We start from the raw sequence: 18,391 nt of genomic DNA, 5'->3' as shown, positions 1-18,391 counted from the left end.
TGCTCCTCCTCGCCGCCGCAATGCTCGGCTCCTCGGTCAACGCCGCGGAATGGGGCAAGCCGCTGGGTGCCGCTTATGACGGTCCTGAAGGCAAGCCGCGCCCGGTGACACCCTCGACCGCGGAACTCAGCGCTGACGAACGATCGACCATTGGGGTGTTTGAGCGAGCGGCCAAGTCGGTGGTCTTCATTGCCAACACGGCAATCCAACAGGACATCTGGTCGCTCAATGTCATGGAAGTGCCGCAGGGTTCAGGATCCGGTTTTGTGTGGAGCAAGCAGGGCCACATCGTCACCAACTTTCACGTCATCTATGGGGCCGACACGATCAAGGTCACCTTGGCCGACCGAAGCGAACACCAGGCCAAGCTGGTCGGCGCCGATCCCGATCATGATCTGGTGGTGCTGCAAATTCAGGTGCCGGATGGTCACCTCGAGCCGCTGGCCATCGGTTCCTCTCATGACTTGCGCGTCGGACAAAAGGTGCTGGCGATCGGAAATCCTTTCGGGCTCGATCATACCTTGACGACCGGGATCGTGAGTGCGTTGGGACGGACGATCAAGTCACTGTCCAACCGGACGATCGAAGGGGTGATCCAAACCGATGCGGCGATCAATCCCGGCAACTCGGGCGGACCGTTGCTGGACGGCGCCGGCCGGTTGATCGGCGTGAATACGCAAATCGTCAGTCCGAGCGGAGCCTACGCCGGAATTGGTTTCGCTGTTCCGGCCGATACGGTGAACCGCATCGTTCCGGAACTCATCAAGCATGGAAAGCTCATTCGTCCCGGGTTGGGCGTTTCTCTTGTGCCGGATGCGATTGCAAAGCGATGGGGGATCAAGGGATTAATTATCGGCAAGGTGACGCGTGGCGGTGCCGCCGATCGCGCAGGTCTCAAGGGGGCACGTGAAACCGTTGCCGGGCAGATCCAACTCGGCGACATCGTGGTGTCGGTTGGCGGAAAGCCCGTCGCCACCGCCGATGATCTGATGGATGTGATGGAAGAGCATAAAGTCGGCGACCAGGTGAGTGTGGAGATTCTACGCGGGAATCGGCGTGAAAAGGTTTCGGTGATCCTTCAGGCCGTCAATTAGTGGGACGGCATTTCAAGACATGCGTATGGTAGGATCATTCGGTCGAGTGTTGTGGAGGGCCACCAATGAGTGATCGCAGATCTCCCGATCAGGATGTGCCAAAAGATCGCAGCGATGAGCCGCCGTTGAAGACCGGGACCGATCCGATCGAGTTGATCGAGGAGTGCCTGGCCTCTTTCCCCGACGGTGATCCGCGACAAAAGCTGCTGTATAAGTTGCGTCACGCCGTGATGCTGTCTCAAGCCACCACTCAACAACGTGAGCTGGAATTCAAAAAGGTCAGCGAGGTCGTCGCCAAACTGACGGCACCGGCGAATCGTATCGGCACCTTACTCGAGGTCCCGGGAGAGGGACTCGCACGTATCGTCGTCGGCGGGGCCGAGTATTATGCCAACGTTGATCCTCGTGTGCCTCAGTCCGACCTGAAGATCGGAACCCAAATTCTCGTCAACGAAGCCTACGCCGTCATTAAAACGCTGGGGTATGATCGAAACGGCCCTATTTTGAAACTGACCGAAGCCATGCCGGACGGTCGATTACGGTTCGAGCAGGAGATGGGCCGACAATCATTGATCCTACAGCGGTCGACCGATCTTCTCGGTGTGGACCTCAAGGCGGGCGATGAAATTCGCATCGATCCCAGTCACCGCGTGGCGATCGAGAAAATGGTAGACCGCAAGGCAAGCCAGCATCTCCTCGACGAAGTCCCTGCGGTCACGTGGGCGCAAATCGGCGGGCAGCACGAGGCGATCGACGCCATCAGAAAGGCGATCGAGTACCCCCTGTTGCATGCCGAGACATTCGAACGCTTCAAGTTCTCCCAACCGAAAGGCTTTCTTCTTTATGGCCCGCCGGGATGCGGAAAAACGCTCATTGGACAGGCGGCGGCGGGCAGCCTTGCCAAACTGGTCGGCGAATCCACAGCGGAGCGCGCTGCTGATACGGACACACGCCCCCCGGTGACGAGCGGTGCATTTCTCCACGTGAAAGGGCCTGAAATCCTCAACATGTGGCTTGGGGAATCGGAGAGGATGGTCCGTGACCTCTTCGAACAGGCTCGTGCGCGGCGCAAAGACGGCGCCTTACCGTTTATTTTTATCGATGAAGCCGAGTCGATTTTAGGAACACGGCGCGCGATGCGGTCTTTCAATATCTCGAACACGCTCGTCCCGATGTTTTGCAGTGAAATGGACGGGATCGAGTCGCTCCGGGATGTGGTCATTATTCTGGCCTCCAACCGGCCGGACTTGATCGATCCGGCGGTGCTGCGTCCCGGCCGCATCGATCGAAAGATCAAAGTTGGTCGCCCGAGTAGGGAGGCGTCGGAAGAGATCTTGAAAGTGTACGTGACTGCAGACCTCCCGCTGGATCCGGCGGTGGTGAAAGAACGAGGCGGCGAGCAAGGGCAGGTTGTTACATCGCTCGTTCAAGATGTCATTGAGGCGATCTTTCGGCGGACGGAAGAAAACCGGCTTCTGTCCATCCGACTTAGGAACGGTCAAAGCAAGGTGCTCTATCGGGGTGATCTCGTGAGCGGAGCGATCTTGGCCTCGATTGTCCAACGCGCCAAGGAAAAGGCGATCGACCGCATGATTCGGGCAGGACAGCCGGCGGGATTAGTGGCTCAGGATTTATTGGACGCGGTCTCGGAAGAGTTCAGAGAAGGCGAAATGTTGCCGCCGGACGATGCGGCCGAAGAATGGCTGAAATTACTCGACCATCATCCGGAACAGGTCGTAGGCGTTTCCTCATTCCGGCGAGGCCGCCAGACTGAAGAGCGTCTCGTGAATCAAATTATTTGAAAAGAGAAAGAGCCTGGGGAGAGGTAAGAGCCTCGATTGTGATTATCTCGTACCTTCCCCCTGGGGTGTGATGCCTGATTGATTATGTCTCTCTTCGGTATCGAAACAGAGTATGGGATTACCAGGGATGATGTGCCGGAGATGGATCCGGTCGTCGAATCAATGGAATTGGTGCGGGCATATCTGACGGCCTCCTTCGAACGACGGTGGGATTATGGCGGCGAAGATCCGCACGAAGATGCTCGGGGCTTTCGCGCGTCCGGCTTGCAGCAGGATAAGGAAGAAGATGAGTTCGCCAAGGTCGATGCTCGTCGCCCCTTTTCATTCCACGAGATGAAAAGCGACCTTGTATTGCCGAACGGCGCGCGATTCTACAACGACCACACACATCCGGAGTATTCCACTCCTGAGTGTCGGACGCTTCGAGATCTCCTGGCTCAGGATCGCGCGGGAGAACGTATCGTGCTGCGAGCCGCCCATCGGCGTAACCAGGCGCTCGGCGGCGCGCGGGTCCGGCTGTACAAGAACAACACGGATTTCCATGGCCACAGTTACGGTTGTCATGACAACTATCTCGTCCCACGGGCCGTTCCCTTTTCCTCTCTTGTGGCAGGCCTGGTGCCGTTCCTGGTGAGCCGACAAGTCATCGCAGGCGCGGGAAAGGTCGGAACTGAAGCGCAGGAATCGAGATATGTTCCAGGGGGCTATCAGCTCTCGCAGCGCGCAGACTTCATGGAAGCGGAGTTGGGTGTTGATACGATGCATGACCGCCCGATTCTCAACACCAGGGACGAGCCCCATGCGGATCGCCGGAAATATCGACGACTCCATCTCATCATCGGCGATGCCAACATGTGCGAGTATGCGACTGCGCTCAAGGTCGGAACAACACGGCTGGTTCTCGAACTCATCGAGCGGGGCGCCGCACCTTGTGTAGAGCTGGATCAGCCCGTGGTCGCTCTGAAACAGGTGTCGCGTGATCCGGACCTCAAAGCTCTGGTCAGAACAAAAGAGGGCCGCACACTTTCTGCTTTGGCGATTCAAGAACGGTATTATGAGGCGGCTTCACGAGAGTTGACGGGTTCCGATGAAGAATCAGATTGGTTGTTGAAGGAATGGGGCGAGACCTTGCATCTGCTGACGCGAGACCGCTCACAGTTGATCGGGAAGTTGGATTGGGTCACCAAACAGTGGTTGCTCGAGACCTTCATTCAGGAAGAACGGCTCGGTTGGGATGATCCGTGGTTGGCTAGTTTGGACCTGGAATATCACAATGTGAACCCTGAACAAGGGCTCTACCTCGGGTTAGAAGCCGAAGGGAAAGCTTGGCGAATGACGACCGATGAACTGATTGAAGAGGCGATTCGGAACGGGCCAGGCGATACGCGCGGCGGGCTGCGTGGAGTCTGTGTACAGCGGTTTTCTCATCAAATTACGTCGGTGCAATGGGAACGCATCCAATTTGCCGGTGGGATTCGAGCCCACCATCTGGACATGGGAGATCTGTTCGATCCACAAGAAGTGCGACGATGTATGAACGTCTTCCAACGTGCCCATTCTCCGGCTGACGCACTGGCGACGTGGCGTCACAGAAAGGATACAGGGATATGAAACACATCATGACGCTGGAACGGCGGGAAGGTCCGGTCGATCCGATGCCCAAAGCGCCTCGTCCTCAAGACGAAGGAGGTGGCCCGCGACGCCCTGATACCGGATCGCCGGATAAGGATAGCCTTATGAAGCGGATGCGAAAAGTTGACCCGAAACAGGCGGAACGATATCGGCAGCGAACGGGTGAGTAATGGAGAAACACGGAGTGGAGAGTATTTGAGGGAGAAGCGAATTGAAGCCGTCGCTTGGAAGTCGACACTATTCATTGAGGATCGGTGATGAGATGGGCATGCAGGGCGATTTCTATCAACTCTTGAAGGAACAGGGCTATGTCTTTGGAGTTCCGGGGCAGGCCGGAGCCGGTCAGGAATTGACGACAGCTACGACGATCCTCGCGTTCAAGTACCGTGATGGTGTTCTCGTGGCAGGGGACCGTCGCGCCACCGCCGGCAATATGGTGATGTACGACCGCACCGACAAAGTGTTGGAGATCGACCGGCATAGTGTCATGGCCATCGCCGGAGTGCCTGCCACAGCGTATGAGATGGCGCGTATTCTCGAACATTCTTTCAAGTACTACCGGCGGACCCAGCTTCAGGAGCTCAGCTTCGAGGGCAAGCTCCGCGCACTCTCCAAATTACTGAAGGATAACGTCGCCGCGGCCTTGGCGGGGACAGGAGCTGTGGTCCCGATCTTTGCGGGGTACGATGCCGAGCAAGAAACGGCGAAAATCTACTTCTACGACATTCTCGGCGCGGAGTTCGAGGGAGTGGAATACGCCGTTTCGGGGTCCGGATCGCCGACCATTCGTGGAATCCTTCATTACTTGAACACATGGGGAGAACAGCCGCTGAATGTAATGCCGGAGGAACTGGCTACTATTCAGGCATTGCGGTTACTGACGAGCGCCGCGGAATTCGACAGCGCGACCGGTGGAGTCAACCGAGAAGCCGGGCTCTATCCGGTCGTCAAGTTCATCACTGCCGGCGGTGTGAGAACGATGTCGGATCCTCAACTCCGATCGTTGTTCGAAGCAAACGTTTCTCGAAGCCTGTAAGGATCATGCCCTATGTATGAAGAGCCGTATCGATGGGTCGAGGCGGTCGGGAATCGCCGGCAATATCTCGACGAACAGTTTAAGCAAGGAAGCCCGGTCGTCGGCGTCGCGTACGAGACCGGTATTCTGCTCATGACGATGAGCAAGGGGACGCCGAAGTTGTATGAGATTTACGATCGTCTCGCGTTGGGTGGGATGGGACATCCGGCCGATTTAGAGAAGCTGCGCTTCAATCTATTGGAGATGGCGCATGTCGAAGGATTCAATCGCTCACCGTCCGATGTGACGGGCGGTCGGATGGTGAAATACGGCATTGCGCCGATGATCAAACAGGCGTTCGAAGAGGTGTTCAAAGCCCCCTTCATCGTAAAAATTGTGCTGGTCGAGTTAGGTCAGAGACCCGGGAAAGATAGTTTCTTGACGATCGACTACGACGGGACGTTTGACGAAAAGATTCGGCATGCTGTGGTGGCGGCTTCATCGGCCATCGAACAGGAGATGACTGCGTACCTGAAACAGCAACCGATAGCCTCGCTCGAAGAGGCCATCGGTTCGGCCATACGCACGTTGGCACTTGGGGATCGTGCTCAGCGTCACGCGCTCGAAAATGGCGGAGAACATGGCGAAGCTCGGACGGGTTCCGATCAGCAGCCGGTCGACTCCGAGACGCTATATGCCCATATGCGCCAATGCCTTGCCGACAAAACGATTGAATGCGCCCTGCTGGATCGCCAAATGCCGGGCCCTTCCAAATATCGAACGATCAGTATCGATGAGTTGGGAAGAGCGCTCCCAGGGCACCTGGTTACCCCGCTCACGTGATCTCATGCTGAACCGAATTTTTGGCTTGGAGACCGAGTACGGGCTTTTGATTCACGAAGATCGCCCCAGCCACACGCCGACCTGGTTTGCCCATCGGATCCGTGACCATCTGTTCCACGTCTTGCGCCGCGGCGTGCTCGATCTCCACCACCGAGGGCATGACGAGGCTCCTGGTAATGGGGGATTTCTCACCAACGCCGGACGAATCTACCTCGATATGGGGCATTTGGAATATGCCTCCCCGGAATGCCATTCTCTGGCCGATGTGGTGGCATCAGACCGCGCCGGGGATCTTTTGCTGCAGCGGGCCATCGAAGACCTCGGTTTCTCAGATCGAGTGTCCTTGATCAAGAACAACATCGATCATGAGACGGATGCGACATTCGGGTCCCATGAGAATTACCTCGTTTCGCGGCGGTTTCCGTTTTCGAGGCGTGGGATGGCTCCGCTCGTGACGTTTCTCGTGACGAGGCAGATTTTTACCGGTGCCGGGCGGATCGGCTCCGCTGGTCCACAGGAGGCTTGGATTCAGGTGGATCGGTTGATTGTTCCACGGTCGGGCGTCGGTGCTCGTCATGGCTCGGAACTACCGTTTCAAATCTCCCAACGCACCGACCATATTGTGAATGATTTCTTCGAATGGGTTCAGCACAATCGGGCGATCGTGAATACGAGAGACGAGCCGTTGGCCGACCCCAATCAATACCGGAGGATTCATCTGCTGTTGGGCGATTCCAACATGGCTGAATATGCTACTGCGCTGAAGCTGGGAACGACAGGGTTGGTGTTGCAGCTGATTGACGAAGGCCATGCGCCTCAAGATTTGGAGATCGACGAACCGGTGGAAGCGTTGCAGGAGATCTCTCAGGATCAGGAGCGGAACTGGTTGATCCAGCTGCGGCCTCACAGAACGATGTCGGCTCTGGACATTCAAGAGCGTTTTCTGGAGTGTGCCGTGCAGCATTGCAAGGGGCAGGATGAGGAAACCGATTGGGTCCTTGCCCAATGGGCATCGGTTCTCCACGATCTGCGCGGCGATTACCAGAAACTGGTCGGGCGAGTCGATTGGGCGTCCAAGCTTTGGTTGCTCGAATGCTTCCGAGAAGCGGAACATGTCGCATGGACTGATCCCATGCTGAAGAGCTTGGATCTGGAGTATCACAATCTGAATCAAGAAAAAGGGCTGTACTATGGATTATTGGAAGAAGGGCGTGTGCCTCGCTTGACGACCGACGCGTTGATCCATCTGGCGATGGAAGAAGCGCCCAAGAATACGCGTGCGTATGGCCGCAGCGCGCTGGTAAAACACCTCTTGAATATGTGGCCTGCCACCGAGGCGGATCATCTCACGGATTCCGACGGGTTGTTCCCTCCCTATGTCATCAACTGGTCGATCTTTCAACTGCGCGGTCGTACGCCGTTTCCCATGCCGGACCCCTTCAAGACCTATTTCGAAGACGTACGAGCACATCTCGAGAACGTGATCGTCTAAGTCGTCCAATTTCATTAATAGCAGTTTGTTTTCCAGCAGAGATTCCCCCGTGCTAAGCTTTTGTCCGAATGTGGGACGGCGTGTCAGCACGAAGGACTCCGGACTGGAGATAGGTCATGAGAACGCGCAGGTGGATGATGGAGTATGGCGTGGCAACGGGTGTGGCGTCCCTCCTGACGATCATTCTTAGCGAGATTCCGTTGTTCCGGGAAACCTCGGTGGGCAAGCTTCGGGCGTCGGACCTCGTCCAGTTCGCAGGTTATGGTGGATCATTAGTGATTGCGTGGCTGGGCGCACGTGAATTGTCTGTCGATCCGCCGGCGGAATGGAAATGGATCGCGCCATTTCAAGGAGTGATTCTGCCGTTCGCAACGCTGCTGGCGCTCGGCATCGCCTATGGTGTGTTGCTCTATCTCCTGGAGCCGTTTCTCGGGAAGCCGGGAAGAGTGATGTACAACTGGGTCTTCATTGTGGCCATCGTTGCCGACAGCGTGTGGCTGATCCTGAGTTGGATTCGAAAATGCGTTCCGCTCGTTTCATCGACAAAGCCTCATAAACTGGACAAGGCGGCATAGTCCGATTCGGCCGCGACCCTGGCGTGGCTTTGTTAGATCCGTCTCGTTAAAAAGTCTACGATTCGATTCTCCGCCCAGTAGGGATCCTCTCCGTTCCGACCTCGATGAAAAAATCCGCAATGACCTCCGTAGCGAGGAGCGATCATGCGAATTCTGGGATGCCGTTGAATCTTCGGCACAGTGAACATCGGGTAGGGAATGAAGGGGTCGTCTTGTGCCGTAATGATGAGGGTAGGAACGGTGATGTTTTCGAGCACATGGCGTGCTCCCGCCCGATCATAGTAATCGGCGCCGTCCCGATATCCCCCGTCTCCAGCGGTGTAACGATCGTCAAATTCACTGATCGTGGCGATCCGATCGAGTGCCGACAGATCCCACTTCCCAGGCAACAGCGCCGCTTTGCGCCGAAGGCGTGATTTCAACCTCGTCAGAAAATGGCGATGGTAGATCCAATTGCGCGATTCCTCCAACGCGCGCGCACACACGGTCGGGTCGATATTCGGGCATACTGCTGCAACTCCCGCGAGCGCCGGCTCGACTTGGCCGAGCTCACCGGCTGCCTTGAGCACCAGATTCCCTCCCATGGAATAGCCGACCAACCAGATGTCGTCCAATCCGTCTCGATGAACCAATTCGCTGATGATCGCGCGGTAATCTCCGCTCAAGCCGCTGTTATAAAGAGTTGAGGAGAGATGTTCGGTCCCGCCACAAGTTCGTTGATTCATGCGAACGACGTTGAAACCCGAGCGATAGGCCTTTGCCGCGATGCCGCGCATGTAGCGAGAATCGCTGCAGCCTTCAAGCCCATGGACCAAGATCACGGTGGGAGACGTCTCGCGATTGTCTTGCCAATGGCAGAATCCTTGGAGTTGCGCATGCGGTTCGACGGAAAAGAAGCGCGACTCTTGAGGCAATCTGGCCAAGGATGTGTCCCGCGGCAGGTAGCGAGGGACGAGGGTCATGAGATGAGCGTTCCGAAGGGGGGCCGGAGGCTGAAAGGACGAGGCAATATCAAGTATCGTGTGATTGATCATACGCTGCAGTATGGTGCGCCAGGCTTTTCGATGGGGAGTGGACCTTGCTGCCGGTTTTCCTCATACCATATGCGCCCCATGAGAAGCATCGTTTTCGGAACCACACCACCATTCTAATAGAGGAATTGTGCTTCGGCTATCGGTGAAGTCATGAGGATTTGCTGTGAGCAGGGTTGGATTCCGACAAGAGATGGCCATATGGTATGAAGAAGCGAGCACTGAATCGCCGGCCGGATTGTCGACATTGCAGGGGGAGAGAAAGCCGCTACAGGGAGGAATCTCAACGAAGGGCAATCCGACACAAGATAAATTGGCTCCCCGGGCAGGACTCGAACCTGCGACCAGCCGGTTAACAGCCGGCTGCTCTACCAACTGAGCTACCGGGGAACAGAGTTTCAAGTGAAAGAAAGTGATATTCTAGCAAAACTTTTTGTGCAATAGGGAGATTTTTTAGACGTCGAAATCTTCGGTCTCGTCTTCATCCGATAAAGCGTCGGTGTTGCCTTTGGCCAGTGCGGCATAATGTTTGGCCCATGTGAGATAGAGATTGCCGCTATCGCGCATGGTGTCGGCTGCTTTAACGAGTTTTTCGACGAGTTCCGGGTCCTTGCCCGTGGATTGGATGACCGCTGCCCGTCGCTCGATCGCCTTTGGATATTCGTTGACCAAGCCGGCAATTTCCCCGAGCAACTCATCAATCACGTTGTCTTCATTTTCCATAGGTGCCTCACTGATCAGCAAGAAAAAGCCCCATAGCGCTGACGCTATGGGGCTTTCAATTCGAATCGAATCGGTTTAGCCCTGGTAGGCTTGCCCCAAGGCTGCGGATTCACCCTTTTTCGACATCAACTGTCCGGTAGCGCTAACAGCCTGCATTGTGATGGCTTCGTGCTTGGCGGCGTTGCAGACGACGACACATAGTTCGCAGCCTTTGCAGCGGTCGATAATAACTTCGGCTACCATCTTGCTGGTGTTCAAATCTAAACAGTTGGCCTCTGGACAGTACATGATGCACAGCCGACAGCCTTTCTTGGCCGTGCATTTTTCATCAATGACTTGCGCGACATTATACATGCAACGTGATTCCTTCTGTTACGCAGCGACGGCCGGATTACCGACTCGCAGCTCGATCTTGTTCTTCTCGGCCCATTCTCCGGCGATTTCGTAAGCACGCTTCACGGTCGCCAGATTTTTCGCCAGGAGCATTTCTTTCTTGGCGAACTTCTTCTTGATCGCTTCGTCCAGTGAGGCGGTTCCACCGGAAGCGACAAACTTCTTGCCGAATCTTTCTTGGAGGGCTCCATCTAAAGCTTCCATCGATACGCAATTGGTAATGCCGGCAACTGAACCGATCATGGTCATATTGGTCGACAATTCCGTACCCGCAGTCTCGATTGCCAGCTCGGTTCCCGCGATATAAAAGACGGCCACATTCAAGTCTTCGAGGCGCTGGACGTCTTCTTCCGACAACAGAGGTTGGCCGGAATTGATAATAACGACGCCGCCTTCCTTAATCCCTGAGTAGAACGGCATGGTATAGCTTTTCCCCATCGTAATGACCTGAGGATGGAATACTTCGATCACATCCGGGAATACGAGTTCGCCGCGATCATAGATCCGTTCGATGCCGATACGGCAATAGCTTTCTGCCGGTGCCATGCGTTTCTCGGCGCCGAAGAAGGGGTTTGAGATGGAGAATTTCCCATCCCGATTGGCAGCCATAGCCATGACATGAGCGGCGGTGACGGCGCCCTGCCCGCCCAAGCCAGACATCCGGATATTGAGTCGTTTCTTGATCATGAATGGCCTCCGGTCTAATTCGCTTGTGCTTGTGCGGCCAATTGTTTAGCCGCTGCTTTCCGCTCTTTGTCCTTTGCGGCCAGTTCAGCCAAGAGTTGCTTTGCCGGTTCGCTGACGTATTCCTTATACGCGAAACGCTCCGTCGGCTTTTCAGAGTCACGCATTTCTTGCAACCCTTCCATGCTGTTCTTGCCGATTTCGAGAATGCATGGCGTGTAGAGCTGGAGATAAGTGGGGCCGATTTCGCGGGCGATATGGACCGCGTTGCGGATGACCTTTTCAACCAGCGACGGCTTGCTGACCGTGCAGTTCACAACATAGTGACAACCGGACTCGCGAGCGATCTCAGGCAACCGCACCTTATCGAACAACTTCCCGACCGGTGCCATCTTGGCGACAAAGCCTTTTTGCATGAGCCCGCTCTCCTGGCCGCCGGTGTTGGCGTAGAGCTCATTGTCGAAGCAAATTGTCGTGAATTTCTCTTGGCGGAACCACGCTTGCAGCGTCATATCCAATCCGATGTCGACAGTGGCGCCATCGCCAGCGAGGACGACGACGTCCTTCACGCGATCGGGGAACCGGACACTGAGGGCACGCTTGAGACCTGATGCGATTGCGTTCTGGTTCCCGAACAACGAGTGGATGTTATGAACGGCGACCATTGGAAATACTAAGCTCGTACAGCCGGTGGAACCGACCATGACGGTATCCTCTGGATTCGGGAGAGAGGCCAAGATGTAACGGAAGGCCATCGATTCAGGGCAGCCGGCACACAGTGAGTGCTGCTCAATCAATTCCTTGGATGTCCCGATGTCTTTCCAACCCCGATCTTCCTTGCCGTAGGTCGCACTTTTCACAAGGTCTTGGTAGTCCGACGGCATGATGTCGTACAGGGCTTCGGAAATTTGGATACGTTCTTTGCTCATTATGGCCTCCTCAGGTACGCTCATCTAGAGCGAACAGGTTCGAAGTCAGTGCAACTCAGCTTCCACGACCAGCCAGGGAGAAGGTCTTCATCCCGAGGGCTGTCTTGATCTCCGATACGATAATCTCGGGTGGCATAGTCATGCCGCCGCAGACATGCGGACCGGCATGAACACGATGAGGATTTGGGATCGTCGCCCGGATTTCCTTGGCGAGCCAACCGGTCACGTTGAACTCTGGCACAAAAATGTGTTTCGCGTTCTTGGTAGCCTCTCGAATTTCTTCTTCCGGCCAGGGGCGTAATGTTTTCACCTTCACTAGACCACATCGCACGCCTTCGTCCTCCAACAACCGGATCGCTTCTCGACCCTGAGAAACAGCAGTGCCTGAAGCTACGATCACAACATCTGCGTCTGTATTTTCCGTGTCGATCAGACCATTCAGCCAATGGATCGAATGTTTTCGCGAGCGTTCGACAGCAGCCCAAATCTCTTGCTGCCAACTGGCATGGGTTGCATAGCTGATATAGTTACTCTTCATGACAAATGGATCGCGCATCATGCGAACAGGCGGACATTCCATATCCATACACGGTACGGGGGATCGGTAGGGATCATATGGCGGGAGGCACATGTCCGCAGGAGTGAGATTCACGACATCTTTTGTGTGTGTAACAAAGAATCCATCGCAGCAGAGTGCGAGCGGGAGGTGCACATCCGGCTCTTCAGAAACCATGTACCCCTTCAGAATCCAATCGAAGAAATCTTGAGCAGTTTCTGCGTGCCACACCAGCATGCCGGTATTCAGCAAATAGGCAATCTCAAGAGTGTCCGGTTGTATCGACAAGGGGGAGTTGATACCCCGGCAGGTTACGATCATTTGGATTGGCAACCTCGACCCAGCCCACATTGGAAAGTTTTCCATGGCGCGCATGGTGCCCGGTCCTGCTGTTGTCGTGAACACACGAGCTCCGCCAAACGCGGACCCTGCACATTGCGACATGACGGCAAATTCGCTCTCGCCTCGGAAATAGTCTCCGATATAGCCTTCCGCAAATAATTCGCCGATCAATGCGGCGGCTTCACTCTGTGGTGTGATCGGATACGCGATCATGACATCGCAACTTGCCCGACGCAGAGCTTCCTTGATGACTTCGCTGCCCGTGAAGAATGAAGGCGTGCGCGGAGCCTCATTCATCATTTTCCAGGTATCTGTATAGGTCTGCCCTTTTTTATTCTTCGTTCCAATGACTGATTTTGTTTCTGCCATGGACTCGGCCTCCTTTCACACGCTCGTGGGTCTCAAATCGTTAATTCGAAGCCCCGTTTTTGGCTGACAAACGTGGCTGGACGGTCCCTTTCAATCGCTTTACGGTATCGGCCAATCGCATGATCTTGTCGACGGATGCATCGCGGAATGAAAGCATGGCATCCTCATGGCCGGCCTGCGCACACATAGCGATAGTATAACAGGATGTTCCACCGCGAATGATTTTTAGCGACAGATTAGCCTGGTGACAATGGACGCCGATAAATATGCAGCAGTCGATCTTGTTGTGCCAGATCGTCAAATTGGGATGATTCGGGTTGATCTCGACTTCTGGGTTGATCTTTGGATACTTGGGGCGGTAGTCCGGCATTGGAATCAACATCGGCTTTTGGCTCGGCTGAACGCATTCCTTGAGCGTGTTAAAAAGATGTCGAATGGCCGTCGCTTTCTTTGCAGCCTTTTCGTTCCATGCCCACAGCACCAAGGGCCCGGGGAAGATTGTCGGGACTTTCGCCATTAAGAACTGACGCGCTGCTTCTTCATAGGCTTGATCTTCCGAGGTGATCACACCGTTGATGTGGGCTTCTCCTGGATTCGGTAGTCGAATCCCCATGCTGGCAGCGGCTGGTGGAAGAAAGTGTTCTGGTCCTGGGAGCACACGATAATCACTCATCACAACCTACACTCCGGGAAAATATTGGGTTGATGGAAGAAATGGTGTTTTTTCAGCCACTTGATTCTCTAAACACTCTAAGCTGTTTCTCAATCATTCCGCAACATCGCAGAAGGCCCACGGAAACGAGCTTTCGGGCCACTATCGGCTAGACAAATTAGGCCCTTTGTCCCAAGCAGGTTAAGGAGCACAGACCGTCGCGCACAATGCCCGCCGCATTATAGGTAGCACTCTTTTGTATTGTCAAATGAGGGTTCTACGACCGGTCCGGAACAAGGGCTTGCGCAGTGACCCCAAGGAACCCCCAAGCGAAGAAAAGTCGCTATGGGAGCTGTTCGCAGGCCTCCGTTGATCCGAGCATACAAGCTCGCTCGTAATCGTCTTTTGCGGAGCGCCCTTCAAGTCCTTCCTGATAAAGCTTTGCTCTTGCGAGCAAGATATGAAAATCGGTGGGATCGGCTCGTAGGATCGCGCTGAGGTCGTCGATTGCCTGGATCGGTTTTTCCAACTTCCTATAGACCGTGCTCCTGAGAAAATACGCCTCTTTCTGGTGGGGAATCCAACTGTCAGGAATTCGAGGCGGTAAGCACTTGTGCAAGACTGTTAGAGCAGCGGACCACTGTTTGAGAGCGACCAATTTTCGGGCCTCGGCGGTGTACAAATCAATGAGCCGGTGACGTGCCAGGTCAAAGAAGGGATCCAACGCGAGGGCCTGCTCGAACGAGTGCGCGGCTTCCTCGGGACGATTGAGCCACGTGTTGACGTCGCCATGACCAAGAAGAGCCCAGGTATTTCTCGGATCCATGAGCAGTGCACGATCGAAATCCATCCGGGCATTATCGACATATTCCGAATATTCGCTTGGCCTAGATCTATTGGAATATGCAGCGGAAGCGAGCCGCAAGTATGTTTGGCCGCGTACGATCAAAGGTTCGACGGATTGAGGGTCCAAGGCAGCCGCCTGCGAGGTCAAGTCAAGCTTCTGGGGAAGAAGCTGAGCGAGAATTGCTTTCTCGACCAAGGTTCGAGCCTGTTCACGGGCCTTATTAGTGCGGCCAAGGGGCTCGATAATAAGAGTCCGCGCTCTAATAGGAGAGGTCCTCAGCTCATCGAGCTGCGCTTTGAGTTCGGTATTCTCTTTCTGAAGACGACGAAAGTGTTCGGCCAAACGCTGTTCGGACTGCCATCGCTGAACTGCTGCTTGAAGGTTATCGAGGTCGACGACCGCGCGAATACGAGTATAGAAACTAGGCCGGTCATTTACGAAAGAGCGGCGTGACTCCAGAATTTCGGTTTTTGTTATTGCGGCAGCAATAGTGCGAACCTCCAATGAACTTGATTGGAAATTCGTGCCGGCCTCGATTCTTTCTAGGTCGTGAAAGGTTGACTCAATGTATAATCCTGCTTCTTCAACCGCTCTACGTTGGGCTCGCTGGAGCACTCGTTCCTCAGCTAGGGCCAGCGTGTCACCATCTCCCATCACATAGTGTCCTTCAGCCACGATGGTGGTTTCCGAAGCATTCGTGTATTGATACAGAGCGAGTACTGAGACAGTGATGATTGAAATCACACCCGACATGTGGCGAAAAGTCATGCCACAACTATACCGCTCGGGTTCAGGTCAGACAATGCTTCTAAAGTGAAGGGCAAGTCTTGTACAGCGCACGAGGGGAGCGTCAGGCTTGTTTGGGAAAAACCTGCATAAATGGGTGAATTTCAAGTCTTTCGAAGACACCTTGAACCGTATATGGGTCATTGCGGGCGAACTCTTCGGCCTCCGCCTGAGTCTCGAACTCCAATACCAGCAAGCTTCCGGTTTTATCCGTCAGGGGGCCGGCCAAAACCACTCGCCCTTCCTTATCCAGCGGTTCGAGGTTGGCCAAATGAGCAGGACGATGCACCTTCCGCTTGGCTTCTCCCTCTGGGCTATCGTAACCGATGATGACGAACTTCATATCACTGGTTTGCTGATCAGGTTTGTCCCTGTTCTATCGGGCCGAGGGATCGGACTAGGTAGGTTCTTCTTCAATGGGACAACGATCGTTGTATCCGGTTGTAACTTCGTGCCACCAACGGATTTCCTTTTCGCCGAGTTTCCAGCACAAGTAGACGATTCGGCCGTTGCGGATATGCGGAAAGTCGCACAACCCTAGGTCGATGTCCTTCACAACGACTCCCAACTCATGGATAGCGTGGAGGTTGGTGCTGATGTCCTGGAGGCTTTTCACATACGGGACTCCGGCGGGTGTCCCCCCTCCAAAACAAGCCTTGGCCGAGGCTTTGCTCACTTCCTCACGGGTTCGCAGAAGCACGGCCTTACTTTCTTGGACGGTCGACAGGTGCGCCTGGAGCTGAGGGATTAACTGATTCGCCTCGAAGAGGGAGAAGACCCGATCTGGGCTGGTTTCGTTTTCGTCCCGTGCCATATGGTAATCGTCTTGTCTGTGTAACATACTTTACATTCTGTGAACAAGTCGAGAATATGATAATGTCGATTGGCTGCGACGGGAAAATTCTTGCAGGAAACAAAAATCCAAATGCTAGTTGACAACCGATTGGTGCGTGGGTATCATTGCCAAAGGATCTAGAGCGAGCTGATTCTCTCCCATTTAGAATTCAATTCCGGAACCTATCTCGAATCAAACCTAGCAGCAGTGTGAGTGTAGTCATCAGCAAGCCGACCAGCAGACTTTGTTTGGGCAGCCATAGTTTCCTGAGAAGAAAAATAGACAACGAACTTCCACGAGTTCTTCCAACCCGACAAACCAAAACTTAATTAAGCTCATCGCCGAGACCAAAACGCGCTTTGCATGGCCAATCAGCTTGGGCGAATTCTTCTAGACGGTATCCGAGCCAAGGATGGAGAGGAGTTGTATGTCAGTAGCTAGGGGGGAAGTAATGCATCTTGCAGAGTTAAAACAGAAATCCATTGCCGACCTGAACGATGTGGCTCGGGAACTGAAAATCGAAGGAGCCGCCAATCTGAGAAAGCAGGAGTTGATCTTTGCGATCCTCCAAGCTCAGACCGAAAAAAATGGGGTGGTCTTCGGAGAAGGGGTGCTGGAGACTCTTCCCGATGGATTTGGTTTTCTCCGCGCACCGGACTCCAATTATCTGCCGGGTCCCGACGACATTTACATCTCGCCGTCACAGATACGCCGGTTCAACCTTCGCACAGGCGACATTGTGTCGGGCCAAATCCGTCCCCCGAAAGAAAGCGAGCGATATTTCGCCCTGCTCAAGGTCGAGAAGGTCAACTACGAAGACCCTGAAGTCGCGCGGGATAAGATTCTATTCGATAACCTCACCCCCTTGTATCCCGAAGAGCGACTCAATCTGGAATTCGACCGCGAGGAATATTGTACCCGCGTGATGGATTTGACCACTCCGATCGGTAAAGGCCAACGGGGGTTGATTGTGGCGGCCCCCCGGACCGGGAAGACGATGCTGCTGCAGGCGATTGCCCGAGCGATCCTCAAGAATCACAAGGAAGTGACTCTTATTGTTTTGCTAATTGACGAACGACCGGAGGAAGTCACCGACTGGCAACGACAGGTAAAGGCGGAAGTCATCAGTTCCACCTTTGATGAACCGGCTCAGCGGCATGCCCAAGTTGCTGAAATGGTGTTGGAGAAGGCAAAGCGTCTTGTTGAACACAAGAAGGACGTCGTCATTCTCCTGGACAGCATCACGCGCCTTGCTCGTGCCTATAACACCATAGCGCCGCCCAGCGGGAAGGTGCTCTCCGGCGGTCTAGATTCCAACGCGCTACAACGGCCGAAGCGCTTCTTCGGAGCGGCTCGCAACATTGAGAACGGCGGCAGCCTGACCATCATGGCGACCGCGCTTGTGGATACAGGCAGCCGTATGGATGACGTTATCTTTGAAGAGTTCAAGGGAACCGGGAATATGGAAGTTCACTTGGATCGCCGTCTGGCCGACAAGCGTCTCTTCCCCGCAATCGATATCAGTCAGTCCGGGACGAGAAAGGAAGAATTGTTGGTGGACAAGGATCGGCTCAATAAAATGTGGATTCTGCGCAAAGTGCTCAGCCCATTGGGCACGATGGAAGCGATGGAATTCTTGATGGATAAGATTAGTGGCTCCAAGAGCAATCAAGAGTTTCTCCAATCGATGAACCGATAGGCGGTGCTTGTTTCTTGGGCTTCCTTCAGATAAAGTATTGTCCTTTTAGGAATGGGGCACTCGCGTTTGAAATTTTTCGGTAAGGAGTCGTA

The 18,391-nt window shown here is 54.6% G+C and carries 19 protein-coding genes and 1 tRNA gene; 9 read left to right on the top strand and 11 right to left on the bottom strand.

The features are described 5' to 3' along the window. Positions 1–20: 20 nt before the first annotated feature. The 8 genes from H8K03_06630 (at position 21) to H8K03_06595 (ending at position 8,453) form a co-directional block, all read left to right on the top strand. Positions 21–1,094, top strand: coding sequence for a trypsin-like peptidase domain-containing protein (locus tag H8K03_06630; protein UVT22396.1), 1,074 nt, complete (start codon positions 21–23; stop codon positions 1,092–1,094). Positions 1,095–1,159: 65 nt separating this feature from the next. Beyond that, positions 1,160–2,896 (top strand): AAA family ATPase, encoded by a 1,737-nt coding sequence (locus H8K03_06625; protein ID UVT21572.1) that lies wholly within the window; start codon positions 1,160–1,162, stop codon positions 2,894–2,896. Positions 2,897–2,980: 84 nt separating this feature from the next. Continuing rightward, positions 2,981–4,507 (top strand): proteasome accessory factor PafA2 family protein, encoded by a 1,527-nt coding sequence (locus H8K03_06620; GenBank protein ID UVT21571.1) that lies wholly within the window; start codon positions 2,981–2,983, stop codon positions 4,505–4,507. Further along, complete coding sequence (locus H8K03_06615) at positions 4,504–4,698, top strand: ubiquitin-like protein UBact (GenBank protein ID UVT21570.1); 195 nt, start codon at positions 4,504–4,506, stop codon at positions 4,696–4,698. Before H8K03_06620 ends, H8K03_06615 begins: the two co-directional genes overlap by 4 nt. A 92-nt stretch (positions 4,699–4,790) precedes the next feature. Continuing rightward, a complete protein-coding gene (locus H8K03_06610; protein UVT22395.1) occupies positions 4,791–5,564 on the top strand; it encodes a proteasome subunit alpha in 774 nt (257 codons plus the stop codon). A gap of 12 nt (positions 5,565–5,576) precedes the next feature. Then, positions 5,577–6,386, top strand: a complete 810-nt coding sequence (locus H8K03_06605; protein ID UVT21569.1) for a hypothetical protein — start codon at positions 5,577–5,579, stop codon at positions 6,384–6,386. Between the two features lie 4 nt (positions 6,387–6,390). Then, positions 6,391–7,878, top strand: a complete 1,488-nt coding sequence (locus H8K03_06600; protein ID UVT21568.1) for a proteasome accessory factor PafA2 family protein — start codon at positions 6,391–6,393, stop codon at positions 7,876–7,878. Positions 7,879–7,994: 116 nt separating this feature from the next. Then, positions 7,995–8,453: a hypothetical protein gene (locus tag H8K03_06595; protein UVT21567.1), complete on the top strand. Its 459-nt coding sequence runs from the start codon at positions 7,995–7,997 to the stop codon at positions 8,451–8,453. A 32-nt stretch (positions 8,454–8,485) separates the two neighbouring features. Here the strand turns inward: H8K03_06595 and H8K03_06590 are convergent, their stop codons facing one another. From H8K03_06590 to H8K03_06540, 11 genes are all read right to left on the bottom strand, one after another. Continuing rightward, positions 8,486–9,415 (bottom strand): alpha/beta fold hydrolase, encoded by a 930-nt coding sequence (locus tag H8K03_06590; protein ID UVT21566.1) that lies wholly within the window; start codon positions 9,413–9,415, stop codon positions 8,486–8,488. Positions 9,416–9,798: 383 nt separating this feature from the next. Continuing rightward, positions 9,799–9,874, bottom strand: a tRNA-Asn gene (locus tag H8K03_06585). 63 nt (positions 9,875–9,937) lie between these two features. After that, the gene (locus H8K03_06580) at positions 9,938–10,207 is read right to left on the bottom strand and encodes a hypothetical protein (protein ID UVT21565.1); all 270 of its coding nucleotides are present in this window, start codon (positions 10,205–10,207) and stop codon (positions 9,938–9,940) included. Between the two features lie 75 nt (positions 10,208–10,282). Beyond that, a complete protein-coding gene (locus H8K03_06575) occupies positions 10,283–10,561 on the bottom strand; it encodes a pyruvate ferredoxin oxidoreductase (protein ID UVT21564.1) in 279 nt (92 codons plus the stop codon). 18 nt (positions 10,562–10,579) lie between these two features. Continuing rightward, positions 10,580–11,287, bottom strand: a complete 708-nt coding sequence (locus H8K03_06570) for a 2-oxoacid:acceptor oxidoreductase family protein (GenBank protein ID UVT21563.1) — start codon at positions 11,285–11,287, stop codon at positions 10,580–10,582. 14 nt (positions 11,288–11,301) lie between these two features. Further along, complete coding sequence (locus H8K03_06565) at positions 11,302–12,213, bottom strand: ferredoxin oxidoreductase (GenBank protein UVT21562.1); 912 nt, start codon at positions 12,211–12,213, stop codon at positions 11,302–11,304. A 55-nt stretch (positions 12,214–12,268) separates the two neighbouring features. Beyond that, positions 12,269–13,480, bottom strand: coding sequence for a ferredoxin oxidoreductase (locus H8K03_06560; protein ID UVT21561.1), 1,212 nt, complete (start codon positions 13,478–13,480; stop codon positions 12,269–12,271). A gap of 40 nt (positions 13,481–13,520) precedes the next feature. Next, on the bottom strand, positions 13,521–14,153 hold the full coding sequence (locus H8K03_06555; protein UVT21560.1) for a carbon monoxide dehydrogenase: 633 nt from the start codon (positions 14,151–14,153) through the stop codon (positions 13,521–13,523). 322 nt (positions 14,154–14,475) lie between these two features. Beyond that, a complete protein-coding gene (locus H8K03_06550) occupies positions 14,476–15,732 on the bottom strand; it encodes a hypothetical protein (protein UVT21559.1) in 1,257 nt (418 codons plus the stop codon). 97 nt (positions 15,733–15,829) lie between these two features. Next, positions 15,830–16,108: a hypothetical protein gene (locus H8K03_06545; protein UVT21558.1), complete on the bottom strand. Its 279-nt coding sequence runs from the start codon at positions 16,106–16,108 to the stop codon at positions 15,830–15,832. Between the two features lie 54 nt (positions 16,109–16,162). Continuing rightward, complete coding sequence (locus H8K03_06540; protein UVT22394.1) at positions 16,163–16,579, bottom strand: DUF2203 domain-containing protein; 417 nt, start codon at positions 16,577–16,579, stop codon at positions 16,163–16,165. Positions 16,580–17,051: 472 nt separating this feature from the next. Here H8K03_06540 and rho point away from each other — a divergent pair, with 472 nt between their 5' ends. Further along, on the top strand, positions 17,052–18,299 hold the full coding sequence (gene rho, locus H8K03_06535) for a transcription termination factor Rho (GenBank protein ID UVT21557.1): 1,248 nt from the start codon (positions 17,052–17,054) through the stop codon (positions 18,297–18,299). The last annotated feature ends 92 nt before the right edge of the window (positions 18,300–18,391 follow it).

Origin of the sequence: Nitrospira sp., from assembly GCA_024760545.1 — a bacterium.
Classification (GTDB): domain Bacteria; phylum Nitrospirota; class Nitrospiria; order Nitrospirales; family Nitrospiraceae; genus Nitrospira_D.
This window is presented reverse-complemented; position numbering and strand designations above follow the sequence as displayed.

What these genes read in the sequence shown, in the direction of transcription:
- H8K03_06630 (UVT22396.1), top strand. Translation starts at nt 21, where the DNA reads ATGCTCGGCTCCTCGGTCAACGCCGCGGAATGGGGCAAGCCGCTGGGT.
- H8K03_06625 (UVT21572.1), top strand. Translation starts at nt 1,160, where the DNA reads ATGAGTGATCGCAGATCTCCCGATCAGGATGTGCCAAAAGATCGCAGC.
- H8K03_06620 (UVT21571.1), top strand. Translation starts at nt 2,981, where the DNA reads ATGTCTCTCTTCGGTATCGAAACAGAGTATGGGATTACCAGGGATGAT.
- H8K03_06615 (UVT21570.1), top strand. Translation starts at nt 4,504, where the DNA reads ATGAAACACATCATGACGCTGGAACGGCGGGAAGGTCCGGTCGATCCG.
- H8K03_06610 (UVT22395.1), top strand. Translation starts at nt 4,791, where the DNA reads ATGGGCATGCAGGGCGATTTCTATCAACTCTTGAAGGAACAGGGCTAT.
- H8K03_06605 (UVT21569.1), top strand. Translation starts at nt 5,577, where the DNA reads ATGTATGAAGAGCCGTATCGATGGGTCGAGGCGGTCGGGAATCGCCGG.
- H8K03_06600 (UVT21568.1), top strand. Translation starts at nt 6,391, where the DNA reads ATGCTGAACCGAATTTTTGGCTTGGAGACCGAGTACGGGCTTTTGATT.
- H8K03_06595 (UVT21567.1), top strand. Translation starts at nt 7,995, where the DNA reads ATGAGAACGCGCAGGTGGATGATGGAGTATGGCGTGGCAACGGGTGTG.
- H8K03_06590 (UVT21566.1), bottom strand. Translation starts at nt 9,415, where the DNA reads ATGACCCTCGTCCCTCGCTACCTGCCGCGGGACACATCCTTGGCCAGA.
- H8K03_06580 (UVT21565.1), bottom strand. Translation starts at nt 10,207, where the DNA reads ATGGAAAATGAAGACAACGTGATTGATGAGTTGCTCGGGGAAATTGCC.
- H8K03_06575 (UVT21564.1), bottom strand. Translation starts at nt 10,561, where the DNA reads ATGTATAATGTCGCGCAAGTCATTGATGAAAAATGCACGGCCAAGAAA.
- H8K03_06570 (UVT21563.1), bottom strand. Translation starts at nt 11,287, where the DNA reads ATGATCAAGAAACGACTCAATATCCGGATGTCTGGCTTGGGCGGGCAG.
- H8K03_06565 (UVT21562.1), bottom strand. Translation starts at nt 12,213, where the DNA reads ATGAGCAAAGAACGTATCCAAATTTCCGAAGCCCTGTACGACATCATG.
- H8K03_06560 (UVT21561.1), bottom strand. Translation starts at nt 13,480, where the DNA reads ATGGCAGAAACAAAATCAGTCATTGGAACGAAGAATAAAAAAGGGCAG.
- H8K03_06555 (UVT21560.1), bottom strand. Translation starts at nt 14,153, where the DNA reads ATGAGTGATTATCGTGTGCTCCCAGGACCAGAACACTTTCTTCCACCA.
- H8K03_06550 (UVT21559.1), bottom strand. Translation starts at nt 15,732, where the DNA reads ATGTCGGGTGTGATTTCAATCATCACTGTCTCAGTACTCGCTCTGTAT.
- H8K03_06545 (UVT21558.1), bottom strand. Translation starts at nt 16,108, where the DNA reads ATGAAGTTCGTCATCATCGGTTACGATAGCCCAGAGGGAGAAGCCAAG.
- H8K03_06540 (UVT22394.1), bottom strand. Translation starts at nt 16,579, where the DNA reads ATGGCACGGGACGAAAACGAAACCAGCCCAGATCGGGTCTTCTCCCTC.
- rho (UVT21557.1), top strand. Translation starts at nt 17,052, where the DNA reads ATGCATCTTGCAGAGTTAAAACAGAAATCCATTGCCGACCTGAACGAT.